Origin of the sequence: Paracoccus sp. N5, from assembly GCF_000371965.1 — a bacterium.
Lineage (GTDB): Bacteria > Pseudomonadota > Alphaproteobacteria > Rhodobacterales > Rhodobacteraceae > Paracoccus.
This window is the reverse complement of sequence record NZ_AQUO01000001.1, coordinates 872,637-885,214: the sequence shown is the minus strand read 5'-3', so window position 1 is coordinate 885,214 and position 12,578 is coordinate 872,637. Positions and strand designations below refer to the sequence as shown.

The following is a 12,578-nucleotide window of genomic DNA, read 5'->3' as shown; positions in this document are numbered from 1 at the left end:
GGCGCCGATGACCCGTCCCTATCGCTCTGTTCTGTACCTTCCCGCGGCCAATGCCCGCGCCATGGAAAAGGCCCGCACGCTGCCGGCGGACGCGATCATCTTCGATCTCGAAGACGCGGTGGCGCCCGGTGAAAAGCCGGCGGCGCGCGAGATGCTGGCACAGGCGTTGCAGGCGGATTACGGCGCCCGCGCCCGGATCGTGCGCATCAACGGGCTGGACACCGAATGGGGCGAGGATGACGCCCGCGCCTTTGCCAGCGGCGCCGATGCGGTGCTGATCCCCAAGGTCAGCCGCCCCGAGGATCTGGACCGCGTGGCCGCGCTGGTGCCGCAAACCCCGCTCTGGGCGATGATGGAGACGCCGGCGGGCATGCTGAACGCCGCCGCCATCGCCGCGCACCCGCGCCTCGGCGGCATGGTCATGGGCACCAACGACCTGGCCAAGGACCTGGGCAGCCGCTTCCGCCCCGACCGCCTGCCGATGATGGCGGGCCTGGGGCTGTGCCTGCTGGCCGCCCGCGCGCATGGCCGGGTGATCGTCGATGGCGTCTACAACGCCTTCAAGGACGACGACGGCCTGCGCGCCGAATGCGAGCAGGGCCGCGACATGGGCTTTGACGGCAAGACCCTGATCCACCCGGCCCAGGTCGAGATCGCCAATGCCGTCTTTGCCCCCACCGGGGACGAGATCGACCTGGCCCGGCGCCAGATCGAGGCCTTCGACGCCGCCTCGGCGCAGGGCAAGGGCGTCGCCGTGGTCGACGGCCGCATCGTCGAGAACCTGCATGTCGCCACCGCGCGCGGCACGCTGGCCAAGGCCGAGGCCATTGCGCGTCTGGCCAGCTAGGTCCAACCTGCGCCGGATGCATCCAGCAAGGGGAAAGCCAGATGTTGATCCTGATCCTTGGCGTGGCGCTGTGGTGGGCGGCGCATCTCTCGAAGCGGCTGGCGCCGGGCCTGCGCGCGCGGCTGGGGCGCGGCGGCGTGGCCGGGCTGCTGGCGCTGTCGGTGGTTCTGATGATCCTCGGCTATCGCATGGCGGACGGGCCCTGGTGGTGGGGCGCCTCGGCGCCGCTCAAGGGCATCAACAACCTGCTGGTGCTGGCGGCGTTCTACCTGTTCGCGGCCGCCGGGATGAAGACCCGCATCACCGCGCACATGCGCCATCCGCAGCTGTCCGGCTTCGCGCTGTGGTCATTCGCGCATCTGCTGCCGAACGGCGACCTGCCCAGCTTCGTGCTGTTCGGCGGGCTGCTGGTCTGGGCGCTGGTCGAGATGGCGGTGATCAACCGCGCCCAGCCGGTCTGGACCCCGCCCGCCGGCCCGTTCCCGGTCCGCAAGGAAGTCATGGCCGCCCTTGGCGCCGTCCTGGTCCTGCTGGTGGTCGGGCTGATCCACCGCTGGCTGGGTTACAACCCCTTTGGAGGCTGAATGCCCAAGATCTATCGCCTGCTGACCGAGGAGGACACCTCGGCCTTCTGCCACAAGGTCAGCGCCGCCCTGTCAAAGGGCTGGGAGCTTTACGGCAGCCCCTCCTATGCCTTTGATGCCGCAAGCGGAAAGATGCGCTGCGCCCAGGCGGTGACCAAGGACATCGCCGACGACTACCACCCCGAGATGAAACTGGGACAACAATGAGCAAGACCAATCCGGGCCGTTTCTTCGAGGATTACCGCATCGGCCAGGTGATCCGCCACGCCGTCCCCCGCACCGTGGCCGAGGGCGAGCGCGCGCTGTATCACGCGCTTTATCCGGCGCGGCATGCGCTGTATTCCTCGGACGATTTCGCCGCCGATTGCGGGCTGGAAGGCTCGCCGCTGGACGACCTGATCGCCTTTCATACCGTCTTCGGCAAGACGGTGCCGGACGTCAGCCTGAACGCCATCGCGAACCTGGGCTATGCCGAGGGCCGCTGGCTGCAGCCGGTCTGGCCGGGCGACACGCTGCGCTCGGAATCCGAGGTGATCGGGCTCAAGGAAAACTCCAACGGCAAGTCCGGCGTGGTCTGGGTCCGCACCCGCGGCATCAACCAGGTCGGCGCGGTGGTGCTGGAATATGTGCGCTGGGTCATGGTGCGCAAGCGCGACGCCGCCAGCCCGGCGCCCGAGCCGGTGGTGCCCGACCTGGCCAGGGTCGTGGCCGCCGCGGATCTGGTGGTGCCCGAGGGGCTGGATTTCAGCCGCTACGACTTCGAGCTGGCCGGCGAGCCGCATCGCTGGGGCGACTATGCCGTGGGCGAGATCATCGACCATGTCGATGGCGTCACCATCGAGGAGGCCGAGCATATGCTCGCCACGCGCCTGTGGCAGAACACCGCCAAGGTGCATTTCGACGTCACCGCGCGCGAGGACGGCCGCCGGCTGATCTATGGCGGCCATGTCATCAGCATGGCCCGGGCGCTGTCCTTCAACGGGCTCGCCAATGCGCAGATGATCGTGGCGCTGAACGGCGGCGCCCATGCCAACCCGTGCTTTGCCGGCGACACCGTGCGGGCCTGGTCCGAGGTGCTGGACAAGGCGCCGACCCAGGCGCCCGGCGTCGGTGCCCTGCGGCTGCGGCTGGTGGCGCAGAAGGGCGCGGCCGGGGATCACGCGCTGAAGGACGAGCAGGGCAAATACGCCCCCAACGTCCTGCTGGATCTGGACTATTGGGCGCTGATCCCGACATGAGACTGGGGACGCTGGCTGTTCTGATGCTGGCATGGGCCGGGCAGGGGCTGGCGCAGACCCCGCCCTGCGCCCTGAACGGGCTTGCGCCGCTGGCCGTGCAGGACGAGGCCAAGGCCGCCTTCCTGGCCGGCCGCTACGAGGCGTTCTATCGCCTCGCCACGCCGCTGGTCCCCGAGGCGAAGGAGCGTTACGGCGCGGTGATCGGCAAGCTGCCCGTGCTGCTGCCCTCGGGCTTCGCCGATTGCTCGACCATCCTGCGACGGCAGGATCCGGGCGGAATGACGCAGGAAATCAGCCTGTTCAGGCTGAATCCGCCCGACACCGGCGTGCTGGCCCTGCTGCTGGTCACCGCCCCCGTCGGCGGCGCGGACCAGATCATATTCTTCAGTTTCAACGAGAAAATTACTCAGGTTCTTGAGGATTTGCGATGAGACGGGAGGTGATACCGCTAGCAGATTCGAGCATGTGATCACATGGGGCAAGTGCGTGATCACAAAGGCCGAAAATTTGTGATATTCGCCCTTTCATCTGGCCTCGCCCCGTGACAGACGCGACAAAACCACTAGAAGCAGACCCAATTTCTCGGCCAGCCCTCGCCGCCAGCCGCTTGCCGCGCCGAGGGCCCCTGAACGCAGGAGAGCGCATCATGGCTGACGTCAACCGGGGCAACCGGCCGCTGTCACCGCATCTGCAGGTCTATCGCCTGCCACTCGCCGCCATCACCTCGATCATGACGCGGATCACCGGCCATGCGCTGGTGGCCGGCATCCTGCTGATCGTCTGGTGGCTGGTCGCCGCCGTCACCTCGCCGGGGGCCTTCGCCTGCGCCGACTGGGTGGTCCGGTCCTGGCTGGGCTTCATCATCCTGACCGGCTCGATGTGGGCGCTGTGGTATCACCTGCTCGCCGGGCTGCGCCACCTGTTCTACGACGCCGGCCGCGGGCTGGAGATCCAGACGGCGCAGAAATCCAGCCAGGCGATCATCGCCGGCTCGGTCGTGCTGGCCGTGCTGACGCTGATCATCTTCTTCGTGTTCTAAGGGGGCCGGACATGCGCTACATCACCCCGCTGAAAGCCGCCGAGGGCCTGGGTTCCGCCCATGAGGGCACCCAGCACCACTGGGCCATGACCGTTTCCGCCGTCGCGCTGACCGTGCTGACGCCGCTGTTCATGATCGTCGTCGCCCGCGCCATCGGCCTGCCGCATCCCGAGCTGGTCGCCTATTTCGGCCGGCCGCTGCCGGCGCTGATCACCGCGCTGTTCGTCATCGTGGGCATGGTGCATTTCATCAAGGGCACCCGCATCATGATCGACGACTATTTCCACGGCGGCGTGCGCAAGGGCGCGATCATCTTCTCCGTCATCTTCGGCTGGGCGGTCATCGCCTGCGCCGTCTACGCGCTGGCCCGCATGGGTCTGGGCGCGATCGTCGTGCTTTGAGGTTCCGCCATGGCTGATTACAAGATCCAGACACATGATTACGATGTCGTGGTGGTCGGCGCCGGCGGCGCGGGCCTGCGCGCGACGCTGGGCATGGCCGAGCAGGGACTGCGCACCGCCTGCGTGACCAAGGTGTTCCCGACCCGCTCGCACACGGTCGCGGCCCAGGGCGGCATCGCCGCCAGCCTGTCCAACATGGGCCCCGACAACTGGCAGTGGCATATGTATGACACCGTCAAGGGTTCGGACTGGCTGGGCGACACCGACGCCATGGAATACCTGGCGCGCGAGGCCCCGAAGGCGGTCTATGAGCTGGAGCATTACGGCGTCCCGTTCAGCCGCACCGAAGAGGGCAAGATCTACCAGCGTCCCTTCGGCGGCCACACCACCGAATTCGGCGAAGGCCCGCCGGTGCAGCGCACCTGCGCCGCCGCCGACCGCACGGGCCACGCCATCCTGCATACGCTTTATGGCCAGTCGCTGAAGGAAAAGGCCGAGTTCTTCATCGAATATTTCGCGCTGGACCTGGTGATCACCGACGGCGCCTGCACCGGCGTGGTGTGCTGGAAGCTCGACGACGGCACCATGCATGTCTTCAACGCCAAGATGGTGGTGCTGGCGACCGGCGGCTATGGCCGGGCCTATTTCAGCGCCACCTCGGCCCATACCTGCACCGGCGACGGCGGCGGCATGGTGGCCCGCGCAGGGCTGCCGCTGCAGGACATGGAATTCGTGCAGTTCCACCCGACCGGCATCTATGGCTCGGGCTGCCTGATCACCGAGGGCGCGCGCGGCGAGGGCGGCTACCTGACCAACTCGGAAGGCGAGCGCTTCATGGAACGCTATGCCCCGACCTACAAGGACCTGGCCTCGCGCGACGTGGTGTCGCGCTGCATCACGCTGGAGATCCGCGAGGGCCGCGGCGTGGGCGAGCACAAGGACCATATGTTCCTGAACCTGCAGCACCTGCCGCCGGAAAGCCTGGCCGAGCGCCTGCCGGGCATCAGCGAATCCGCCCGCATCTTCGCCGGCGTGGACGTGACGCGCGAGCCGATCCCGATCCTGCCGACGGTGCATTACAACATGGGCGGCATCCCCACGAACTATTGGGGCGAGGTGCTGAACCCGACCGAGGAAAACCCGGACGCGGTCTTCCCCGGCCTGATGGCGGTGGGCGAGGCCGGCTGCGCCTCGGTCCATGGCGCGAACCGCCTGGGCTCGAACTCGCTGATCGACCTCGTTGTGTTCGGCCGGGCGGCGGCGATCCGCGCGGCCGAGGTCGTCGACCGCGCCGCGCCGATCCCGCTGATGAACAAGCCGGCGGTGGACGCGATCCTCGACCGCTTCGACCGCATCCGCAATGCCAATGGCTCGGTGCCGACGGCGGAACTGCGGCTGGAAATGCAGCGCACCATGCAGGCCGACGCGGCGGTGTTCCGCACCGACAAGACCCTGGCCGAGGGCGTCGAGAAGATGGAGGCGATCGCCGCCAAGCTGAATGACGTCAAGGTCACCGACCGCAGCCTGATCTGGAACAGCGACCTGATGGAGACGCTGGAGCTGACCAACCTGATGCCCAATGCGCTGGCCACCATCGTCGCGGCCGAGGCGCGCAAGGAAAGCCGCGGCGCGCATGCGCATGAGGACTGGCCCGAGCGGGATGATGCCAACTGGCGCAAGCACTCGCTTGCCTGGGTCGAAGGCAACCATGTTAGACTGGCCTATCGGCCCGTTCACCTTGAACCCCTGACCACCCAGGACGAGGGCGGGATCGACCTGAAAAAGATCGCACCCAAAGCGAGGGTTTATTGATGCGTCTTCCCCTGATCCTTACCGCCGCCGCGCTGGCCCTGTCCGGCTGCGTGGTCCAGAACCCCGGCATGGCGCCCGGGCCTGCGCCGCTGCCGCCGGTGGCGGGGCCGTCGCCGGATGCGGCCATCCGCTCCTCGGCCCGCGTGGTCGTGAACCGCGAGATGGCCCGGCGCCTGCCCGGTGCCAATGTCGCGCCCTATACCGATTGCGTGATGTCGAACGCGACCACGGCCGAACTGGCCAGCATCGCCGACAGCGCCAATGCCAGCGGCGCGGTCGCGGCCATCGTCGGCCGTCCGGCGACCTCGCAATGTATCGCCGGCGCCGCGGCCGCGGCCAAGCGGACCGCCTGATGCGCGGCGGCGCGCAGATGCTGCTGGTCCCGGCCCTGCTGCTGGGCCTGGCGGCTTGCGCGCCGATCCCGGTCGAGCAGGCCGAGCGCGCCTGCCTGGCCGATGCCCGCGACGCCACCGGCCCGCGCACCGAGATGGGCATCGGCGTCGGATCGCATGGCGTGCGCGGCGGCTTCGTGCAGGTCGGCGTGTCCTCGGACTATATCATGGGCCGCGATCCGTCGCAGGTCTTCCAGGAATGCGTCCAGCGCCGCTCGGGGCAGGTGCCCACGCGGCCGCTTTACGAACAACCGGGCTGGCGGGCGCGCTGACGCCCCCGGCCGCTCTGACCCGAACCGCACCGGCGGTCTGACCACCAGGAGTTACCCAATGGTCCAACTTACCCTTCCCAAGAACAGCCGCATGCGGGTCGGCAAGACCTGGCCGAAGCCGGCGGGCGCCAAGAATGTCCGCCGCTTCAACATCTATCGCTGGGACCCGGATACCGGGGAAAACCCGCGCATCGACACCTATTTCATCGACCTGGACAAATGCGGGCCGATGGTGCTGGACGCGCTGATCAAGATCAAGAACGAGATCGACCCGACCCTGACCTTCCGCCGGTCCTGCCGCGAGGGGATCTGCGGCTCCTGCGCGATGAACATCGACGGCGGCAACCGCCTCGCCTGCATCTTCGGCATCGACGAGGTCAAGGGCAAGGACGTGAACATCTATCCCTTGCCGCATATGCCCGTGGTCAAGGACCTGATCCCCGACCTGACGCATTTCTATGCCCAGCACGCCTCGGTCCAGCCCTATCTGATCACCGAGACGCCGACCCCGGACAAGGAATGGCGCCAGTCGATCGAGGACCGCAAGAAGCTGGACGGCCTCTATGAATGCGTGATGTGCGCCTCGTGCTCGACCTCCTGCCCGAGCTACTGGTGGAACGGCGACCGCTATCTGGGCCCGGCGGCCTTGCTGCACGCCTATCGCTGGATCATCGATTCGCGCGACGAGGCGACGGGGCATCGGCTCGACAGCCTGGAAGACCCGTTCAAGCTGTATCGCTGCCACACGATCATGAACTGCACCAACACCTGCCCCAAGGGGCTGAACCCCGCCAAGGCCATCGCCTCGATCAAGCACATGATGGTCGACCGCATCGTCTGACCTGCACGGGGGACATGGCCGGTATACCGTGGCACACGCAGTTACGCCGCGTCGCAGAGGTTTATTTTTCTGCAGCGCGGCGTTATCTTTTCAGCCGGGGAGAATGCAATGATCGACCCGGAGACTACAGATGAAAACCCAAGCCGAAACCAGCAAGAAGCCGGCCAAACTGTCCGTCCTGCAAGCCAAGACCAGGACCGACGTGCAGGGGCTGGCGGTCCTGGAACAGATGTTCGGTTATTTCAGCTTTGATCCGATGCCGCTGGAAGCTGCCGAGCCTCGTCTCGCCGCCTGAGAACGGGCGCCTGCCCTTCGGGGCCTTTTGGCGCGGCTTTGCGGCCGCGCTTTCCTCTGTCCGGCCCCCGCCGCACCGCCGCAGGGGTATTTGGAAAACAGAGAAGGTGATGGGCTTCACCGTTTCCCAAATACCCATCCGGCCGCGCGCCCTGTCGCCGGGGCGGCGCTTGCGCGGGGGCGGCTTGCGGGCTTAGCATCCGGCCATGAACCAGAACATCCCCCAGGACGCCGCCGAACGCCGGGCCATCGCGCCGGTCATCTGCTATCCGAACCATACCCTGCCCGATCCCGATCTTGCCGCGCTGGCCGAGGCGCGGCGCCTGGCGCGCAAGACCGGCGAATGCCTGGTCCCCGCCCGCGAGGCGCGCTGTTTCCGCGTGCCGGCCGGGCATTTCTTTCGCGTGACCAGCGTCGAGGGGCCGCAGGTCGGCGATCTGAACCTGTGGTCCGCGGCCGATCCGCACGAGCGGTTCTACTCCGGCAAGACCCGCGCCCTGCACGGCACGCATCTGACGCGGGGCGACCGGCTGTGGTCCTTGTTCCCCTGGCTGCGGCCAATGGCCACGGTGGTCGAGGATACGCTGGAATGGTATGGTATCGACGAGCATGGCGGCTCGGTCCATGACGTGATCGGCACCCGCTGCGACCCCTATACCCATCACCTGCTGAGCGGCGGGCAGCATTACCACCATTGCTGCCACTCGAACCTGACCCATGCGCTGATGGACGCATTGGGGCTGGACCGCGCGGCGGCCGAGCCGCTGGTGCATGACGTGCTGAACGTCTTCATGTGCACCGGCTTCACCCGCGACACCGGGCAGTATTTCATGAAGGCGAGCCCGGTGCGGCCGGGCGACTACATCGAATTCCACGCCGAGATCGACCTGATCGGCGGCCTCTCGGCCTGCCCGGGCGGCGATTGCAGTGCCGAGCATTCCAGCGACGCCGCCCGCTGCCATCCGCTGCTGGTCGAGATCTTTGCGCCGCAGGGGCCGGCCGCGCGGCCGCAACCCGCTCCCAGCGGCTATCGCTGGCCCTAGAGACTGATCGGCACCATCACCTCGGGCTCGATCACCTGCACGCCGGGCAGGCCGCGCTTCAGCGGCTCGGCATCCTGCGCCAGCAGCGGGAAGGTCTTGTAATGGCAGGGGATCACCGTCTTGAAGTCGAAATACTTCCGCGCCGCCCAGGCCGCGCGGTCCATGTCCATGGTGAAATGCCCGCCGGCGCAAAGGATGCCGATGTCGGGCCGGTGATATTCGCCCATCCAGCCCATGTCGGCCATGATGTCGGTATCGCCCGAGACATAGATGACATGGCCCTCGCCCGCGATCATGTAGCCCGATTCGTGGCCGGCATAGATCGGGCCCTCGTTGCCCTCGATCGAGGAGGAGTGGCTGGCGTTCACCATCGTCACTTTGGCCCCGCCCAGATCGACGGTGCCGCCCTTGTTGTAGCCGATGCCCTCGATCCCCTGATGCGTCTGCCAGGTCGAGATCAGGTCGTAGATGCCGGCGACCGGGATCTTCAGCTCTTTCGCGATGGCCAGCGCGTCGCCGGTATGGTCGCCATGGCCATGCGTGACCAGGATATGGGTCGCCCCGGCGACGGCCTCGGCGCGCTTTTCGTCCGGGAACATCGGGTTGCCCGACAGCCAGGGGTCGATCAGGATCACCGCCTGCTCGATTTCAAGCCGAAAGCCGGAATGGCCAAGCCAGGTCAGTTTCATGCGCGGGTTCCTTCTGCTGCGTCGGCGCATCCTGCCAAGCCCGCGCCTGCGCGTAAAGTTCCGCCGCGCGGCGCTTGCCCCCTTCCGGTCGCGGCGGTAAACCCGCCCCAAGCGAAAGGAGCCCCCATGGCGATCACCGAGGACGAGGCCCGCAAGGTCGCGCATCTGGCGCGGATTGCGGTCAAGGACGCCGACCTGCCCGCATTGGCGCAGGAGCTGAACGGCATCCTGCATTTCATGGAACAGCTGAACGAGGTCGATGTCGCGGGCGTCGAGCCGATGACCGGGGTCGAGCCGATGCGGCTGAAGCGGCGCGAGGATGTTGTCACCGACGGCGAGATCCAGGCGCTGATCCTGAAAAACGCCCCCGACGCGCGCGAGGGCTTCTTTGCCGTGCCGAAGGTGGTGGAATGAGCGATCTGAACCGGCTGACCATTGCGAGCGCCCGCGACGGGCTGCGCAAGGGCGATTTCACCAGCCTCGAGCTGACCGAGGCCTGCCTTTCGGCCATCGAGGGGGCGGGGGCGCTGAACGCCTTTGTCCACAACACCCCCGAGCGTGCGCGCGAGATGGCCGCCGCCGCCGACAGCCGCATCGCGGCTGGCGACGCGCCGGCGATGTGCGGCATTCCGCTGGGCATCAAGGACCTGTTCTGCACCAGGGACGTGCCCTCGCAAGCGGCGAGCCGGATCCTCGACGGTTTCCTGCCGCAATATGAATCGACGGTGACGCAGAACCTGTGGGACGCGGGCGCGGTCATGCTGGGCAAGCTCAGCATGGACGAATTCGCCATGGGCTCCTCGAACGAAAGCGCCTGTTATGGGCCGGTGGTCAGCCCGTGGAAGATCGACGACCGGCAGCTGACGCCCGGCGGCTCGTCCGGCGGCTCGGCGGCGGCGGTGGCGGCGGACCTGTGCCTGGCCGCGACCGGCACCGATACCGGCGGCTCGATCCGCCAGCCGGCGGCCTTTACCGGCACGGTCGGGCTGAAGCCGACCTATGGCCGCGTCAGCCGCTGGGGCGTGATCGCCTTTGCCAGCTCGCTGGATCAGGCCGGGCCGATGACCAAGACCGTGCGCGACGCGGCGATCATGCTGGGCGCCATGGCCTCGGTCGACCCCAAGGATTCGACCAGCGCCGAACGCGCGGTGCCGGATTACGAGGCGGCGCTGACCGGCGACATTCGCGGCAAGAAGATCGGCATTCCGCGCGAATACCGCGTCGAGGGGCTGTCGGCCGAGATCGACGCGCTTTGGCACCAAGCGACCGAGATGCTGCGCGATGCCGGCGCAGAGGTTGTGGACATCAGCCTGCCGCATACGAAATATGCGCTGCCTGCGTATTATGTCATTGCACCGGCCGAGGCGTCGTCGAATCTCGCGCGCTATGACGGCGTGCGCTACGGCCGCCGCGCCAAGCTGGGCGCGGGCGACGGCGTCGTCGAGATGTATGAAAAGACCCGCGCCGAGGGCTTCGGCCCCGAGGTGCAGCGCCGGGTGATGATCGGCACCTATGTGCTGTCGGCGGGCTTCTACGACGCCTATTACAACCGCGCCCGCAAGGTGCGCGCGCTCATCAAGCGCGACTTCGACCAGGCCTTCGCGGCGGGCGTCGACGCCATCCTGACCCCGGCCACCCCCAGCGCCGCCTTCGGCCTGGGCGAGATGGCGTGCAAGGACCCGGTCGAGATGTATCTCAACGACGTCTTCACCGTGACCGTCAACCTGGCCGGGCTGCCCGGGATCTCGGTCCCGGTCGGGCTGGACCGGCAGGGCCTGCCGCTGGGCATGCAGCTGATCGGCCGGCCCTGGGACGAGGGCAACCTGTTGAACCTTGCACAAAGCCTCGAATCTGCGGCAGGCTTCACGGCGAAACCCTCGCGCTGGTGGTGACCGGCCTTTCACGGGAGAAAGCGATGCGGAACCTGTCCCTGCTGGCTGTTGCCCCGCTGCTGGCGCTGGCCGCCTGCGGCGAGAACGCCGGCTGGAATCCGAATTACAGCGCCATGCACAACGGCTCGGCCTATGCGGATTACCTGCAGAAGCGCGAGGTCGCCCTGCATGGCCGGGGACCGGTGCCGGACGCGATCCCGGTGCAATTGCCGGCCAAGGCGCCGACCGCCGCCGAGATTGCCGGCGTGCCGGCGAAGCAGCCGGGCACGGTGACCGTGACGACCCGGCCGGTGACGGCCCGGCCCGTCGCGGCGGCGCCGGTTGCGGCCAGCGGTGCGACGCCGGTGCTGGTGCGCTATGCGCGTCAGGAAAGCCAGAATCCGGGCCAGACCAAATACCCGCGCGCGGGGGTTTCGGCCAATGCGGCGGCGCGGGCCTGCCTGGCGTTCCCCAGCGTGAACGCGGCGCAGACCGCCTTCATCGCCGCGGGCGGGCCGGTGATCGACCCGCGCGGGCTGGACCCGGACGGCGACGGTTTCGTCTGCGGCTGGGATCCGCGCCCCTATCGCCAACCCCGGCTTTGAGCCCGTCGCCCAATCACGGCGACCGGCGCGGGCAGGCCCCGTCGCTGGTTGTGTTGCATTACACCGGCATGGCGGATGGCGCCTCGGCCCGCGCCCGGCTTTGCGACCCCGAGGCCGAGGTCAGCGCGCATTGGCTGGTGCATGAGGACGGGCGGGTCGAATCGCTGGTGCCCGAGGATCGCCGCGCCTGGCACGCCGGCGCCGGCCGTTGGCGGGGCTTGGACGATGTGAACTCGCGCAGCATCGGCATCGAGCTGGTCAATCCCGGCGACCGGCCCTTTCCCGAGCCGCAGATGGCGGCGCTGGAGCACTTGCTGCGCGGCATCATGGCGCGCTGGGACATCGGGCCCGCGGGCGTGATCGCCCATTCCGACATGGCGCCCGACCGCAAGATCGACCCCGGCCCACGCTTCGACTGGCGCCGGCTGGGCTTGCAGGGGTTGGCGGTCTGGCCTTTCGCGCCGGGTGCGGACCTGCCCCTGGCCGACAGCCTGACCTGGATCGGCTATTCCTTGGGGCCGGAGGCGCTGGCGGCGTTTCGATTGCGGTTTAGGCCTTGGGCGGACGGCCCGGAGGATGAGATGGACAGGCGGCTGGCGGCGGCGCTGGCGGGGTAGACTCGTCGGATTGGTCACGTCGCCTGGGGGCAG

18 protein-coding genes are annotated in these 12,578 nt (G+C 68.0%); 17 read left to right on the top strand and 1 reads right to left on the bottom strand.

Annotated features, from left to right (window positions below; genetic code table 11):
* Positions 1-7: 7 nt before the first annotated feature.
* The 13 genes from PARN5_RS0104465 to PARN5_RS0104405 all read left to right on the top strand — a co-directional run bounded on the left by PARN5_RS0104465 (position 8) and on the right by PARN5_RS0104405 (position 8,763).
* Positions 8-847 (top strand): CoA ester lyase, encoded by an 840-nt coding sequence (locus PARN5_RS0104465; protein WP_017998576.1) that lies wholly within the window; start codon positions 8-10, stop codon positions 845-847.
* A gap of 41 nt (positions 848-888) precedes the next feature.
* Positions 889-1,431 (top strand): NnrU family protein, encoded by a 543-nt coding sequence (locus tag PARN5_RS0104460; protein WP_017998575.1) that lies wholly within the window; start codon positions 889-891, stop codon positions 1,429-1,431.
* Complete coding sequence (locus tag PARN5_RS0104455) at positions 1,432-1,638, top strand: DUF1737 domain-containing protein (protein WP_017998574.1); 207 nt, start codon at positions 1,432-1,434, stop codon at positions 1,636-1,638. It abuts the gene before it with no gap.
* Positions 1,635-2,669: a MaoC family dehydratase gene (locus PARN5_RS0104450; protein WP_017998573.1), complete on the top strand. Its 1,035-nt coding sequence runs from the start codon at positions 1,635-1,637 to the stop codon at positions 2,667-2,669. The genes PARN5_RS0104455 and PARN5_RS0104450 overlap by 4 nt, the downstream gene beginning before the upstream one ends.
* Positions 2,666-3,100: a hypothetical protein gene (locus PARN5_RS0104445; protein ID WP_157403929.1), complete on the top strand. Its 435-nt coding sequence runs from the start codon at positions 2,666-2,668 to the stop codon at positions 3,098-3,100. Before PARN5_RS0104450 ends, PARN5_RS0104445 begins: the two co-directional genes overlap by 4 nt.
* A 215-nt stretch (positions 3,101-3,315) precedes the next feature.
* Complete coding sequence (sdhC, locus tag PARN5_RS0104440; protein WP_017998571.1) at positions 3,316-3,708, top strand: succinate dehydrogenase, cytochrome b556 subunit; 393 nt, start codon at positions 3,316-3,318, stop codon at positions 3,706-3,708.
* 11 nt (positions 3,709-3,719) lie between these two features.
* Positions 3,720-4,109 (top strand): succinate dehydrogenase, hydrophobic membrane anchor protein, encoded by a 390-nt coding sequence (gene sdhD / locus PARN5_RS0104435; protein ID WP_017998570.1) that lies wholly within the window; start codon positions 3,720-3,722, stop codon positions 4,107-4,109.
* A 9-nt stretch (positions 4,110-4,118) separates the two neighbouring features.
* On the top strand, positions 4,119-5,921 hold the full coding sequence (sdhA, locus tag PARN5_RS0104430; protein ID WP_017998569.1) for a succinate dehydrogenase flavoprotein subunit: 1,803 nt from the start codon (positions 4,119-4,121) through the stop codon (positions 5,919-5,921).
* The gene (locus tag PARN5_RS0104425) at positions 5,921-6,274 is read left to right on the top strand and encodes a hypothetical protein (RefSeq protein WP_017998568.1); all 354 of its coding nucleotides are present in this window, start codon (positions 5,921-5,923) and stop codon (positions 6,272-6,274) included. The genes sdhA and PARN5_RS0104425 overlap by 1 nt, the downstream gene beginning before the upstream one ends.
* Positions 6,274-6,585, top strand: coding sequence for a hypothetical protein (locus PARN5_RS0104420; protein WP_051071007.1), 312 nt, complete (start codon positions 6,274-6,276; stop codon positions 6,583-6,585). Before PARN5_RS0104425 ends, PARN5_RS0104420 begins: the two co-directional genes overlap by 1 nt.
* Positions 6,586-6,643: 58 nt before the next feature.
* Positions 6,644-7,426 carry a succinate dehydrogenase iron-sulfur subunit gene (locus PARN5_RS0104415; protein WP_026155167.1) on the top strand — a complete coding sequence of 261 codons (783 nt, stop codon included), beginning with the start codon at positions 6,644-6,646 and terminating at the stop codon, positions 7,424-7,426.
* Between the two features lie 130 nt (positions 7,427-7,556).
* Positions 7,557-7,721 (top strand): hypothetical protein, encoded by a 165-nt coding sequence (locus PARN5_RS24060; protein WP_017998565.1) that lies wholly within the window; start codon positions 7,557-7,559, stop codon positions 7,719-7,721.
* A gap of 205 nt (positions 7,722-7,926) precedes the next feature.
* Positions 7,927-8,763, top strand: coding sequence for a DUF1989 domain-containing protein (locus tag PARN5_RS0104405; protein WP_017998564.1), 837 nt, complete (start codon positions 7,927-7,929; stop codon positions 8,761-8,763).
* Here PARN5_RS0104405 and PARN5_RS0104400 read toward each other — a convergent pair.
* Entirely contained in the window at positions 8,760-9,452 is a 693-nt protein-coding gene (locus PARN5_RS0104400; RefSeq protein ID WP_017998563.1) for a metal-dependent hydrolase, read from the bottom strand. The two genes, PARN5_RS0104405 and PARN5_RS0104400, sit on opposite strands and share 4 nt — an antisense overlap.
* Before the next feature lie 126 nt (positions 9,453-9,578).
* Between PARN5_RS0104400 and gatC the strand changes: the two genes are divergently transcribed.
* Genes gatC through PARN5_RS0104380 form a run of 4 tightly spaced genes read left to right on the top strand, consistent with a single transcriptional unit; the run spans position 9,579 to position 12,545 of the window.
* On the top strand, positions 9,579-9,866 hold the full coding sequence (gatC, locus tag PARN5_RS0104395) for an Asp-tRNA(Asn)/Glu-tRNA(Gln) amidotransferase subunit GatC (protein ID WP_017998562.1): 288 nt from the start codon (positions 9,579-9,581) through the stop codon (positions 9,864-9,866).
* The gene (gatA, locus tag PARN5_RS0104390; protein ID WP_017998561.1) at positions 9,863-11,344 is read left to right on the top strand and encodes an Asp-tRNA(Asn)/Glu-tRNA(Gln) amidotransferase subunit GatA; all 1,482 of its coding nucleotides are present in this window, start codon (positions 9,863-9,865) and stop codon (positions 11,342-11,344) included. The genes gatC and gatA overlap by 4 nt, the downstream gene beginning before the upstream one ends.
* A gap of 23 nt (positions 11,345-11,367) precedes the next feature.
* On the top strand, positions 11,368-11,928 hold the full coding sequence (locus tag PARN5_RS0104385) for a hypothetical protein (protein ID WP_017998560.1): 561 nt from the start codon (positions 11,368-11,370) through the stop codon (positions 11,926-11,928).
* Complete coding sequence (locus PARN5_RS0104380; protein ID WP_081614928.1) at positions 11,925-12,545, top strand: N-acetylmuramoyl-L-alanine amidase; 621 nt, start codon at positions 11,925-11,927, stop codon at positions 12,543-12,545. Before PARN5_RS0104385 ends, PARN5_RS0104380 begins: the two co-directional genes overlap by 4 nt.
* Positions 12,546-12,578 lie beyond the last annotated feature (33 nt).

What these genes read in the sequence shown, in the direction of transcription:
- PARN5_RS0104405 (WP_017998564.1), top strand. Translation starts at nt 7,927, where the DNA reads ATGAACCAGAACATCCCCCAGGACGCCGCCGAACGCCGGGCCATCGCG.
- sdhA (WP_017998569.1), top strand. Translation starts at nt 4,119, where the DNA reads ATGGCTGATTACAAGATCCAGACACATGATTACGATGTCGTGGTGGTC.
- gatC (WP_017998562.1), top strand. Translation starts at nt 9,579, where the DNA reads ATGGCGATCACCGAGGACGAGGCCCGCAAGGTCGCGCATCTGGCGCGG.
- PARN5_RS0104400 (WP_017998563.1), bottom strand. Translation starts at nt 9,452, where the DNA reads ATGAAACTGACCTGGCTTGGCCATTCCGGCTTTCGGCTTGAAATCGAG.
- PARN5_RS0104385 (WP_017998560.1), top strand. Translation starts at nt 11,368, where the DNA reads ATGCGGAACCTGTCCCTGCTGGCTGTTGCCCCGCTGCTGGCGCTGGCC.
- PARN5_RS24060 (WP_017998565.1), top strand. Translation starts at nt 7,557, where the DNA reads ATGAAAACCCAAGCCGAAACCAGCAAGAAGCCGGCCAAACTGTCCGTC.
- gatA (WP_017998561.1), top strand. Translation starts at nt 9,863, where the DNA reads ATGAGCGATCTGAACCGGCTGACCATTGCGAGCGCCCGCGACGGGCTG.
- PARN5_RS0104455 (WP_017998574.1), top strand. Translation starts at nt 1,432, where the DNA reads ATGCCCAAGATCTATCGCCTGCTGACCGAGGAGGACACCTCGGCCTTC.
- sdhD (WP_017998570.1), top strand. Translation starts at nt 3,720, where the DNA reads ATGCGCTACATCACCCCGCTGAAAGCCGCCGAGGGCCTGGGTTCCGCC.
- PARN5_RS0104420 (WP_051071007.1), top strand. Translation starts at nt 6,274, where the DNA reads ATGCGCGGCGGCGCGCAGATGCTGCTGGTCCCGGCCCTGCTGCTGGGC.
- PARN5_RS0104445 (WP_157403929.1), top strand. Translation starts at nt 2,666, where the DNA reads ATGAGACTGGGGACGCTGGCTGTTCTGATGCTGGCATGGGCCGGGCAG.
- PARN5_RS0104425 (WP_017998568.1), top strand. Translation starts at nt 5,921, where the DNA reads ATGCGTCTTCCCCTGATCCTTACCGCCGCCGCGCTGGCCCTGTCCGGC.
- PARN5_RS0104450 (WP_017998573.1), top strand. Translation starts at nt 1,635, where the DNA reads ATGAGCAAGACCAATCCGGGCCGTTTCTTCGAGGATTACCGCATCGGC.
- sdhC (WP_017998571.1), top strand. Translation starts at nt 3,316, where the DNA reads ATGGCTGACGTCAACCGGGGCAACCGGCCGCTGTCACCGCATCTGCAG.
- PARN5_RS0104460 (WP_017998575.1), top strand. Translation starts at nt 889, where the DNA reads ATGTTGATCCTGATCCTTGGCGTGGCGCTGTGGTGGGCGGCGCATCTC.
- PARN5_RS0104465 (WP_017998576.1), top strand. Translation starts at nt 8, where the DNA reads ATGACCCGTCCCTATCGCTCTGTTCTGTACCTTCCCGCGGCCAATGCC.
- PARN5_RS0104415 (WP_026155167.1), top strand. Translation starts at nt 6,644, where the DNA reads ATGGTCCAACTTACCCTTCCCAAGAACAGCCGCATGCGGGTCGGCAAG.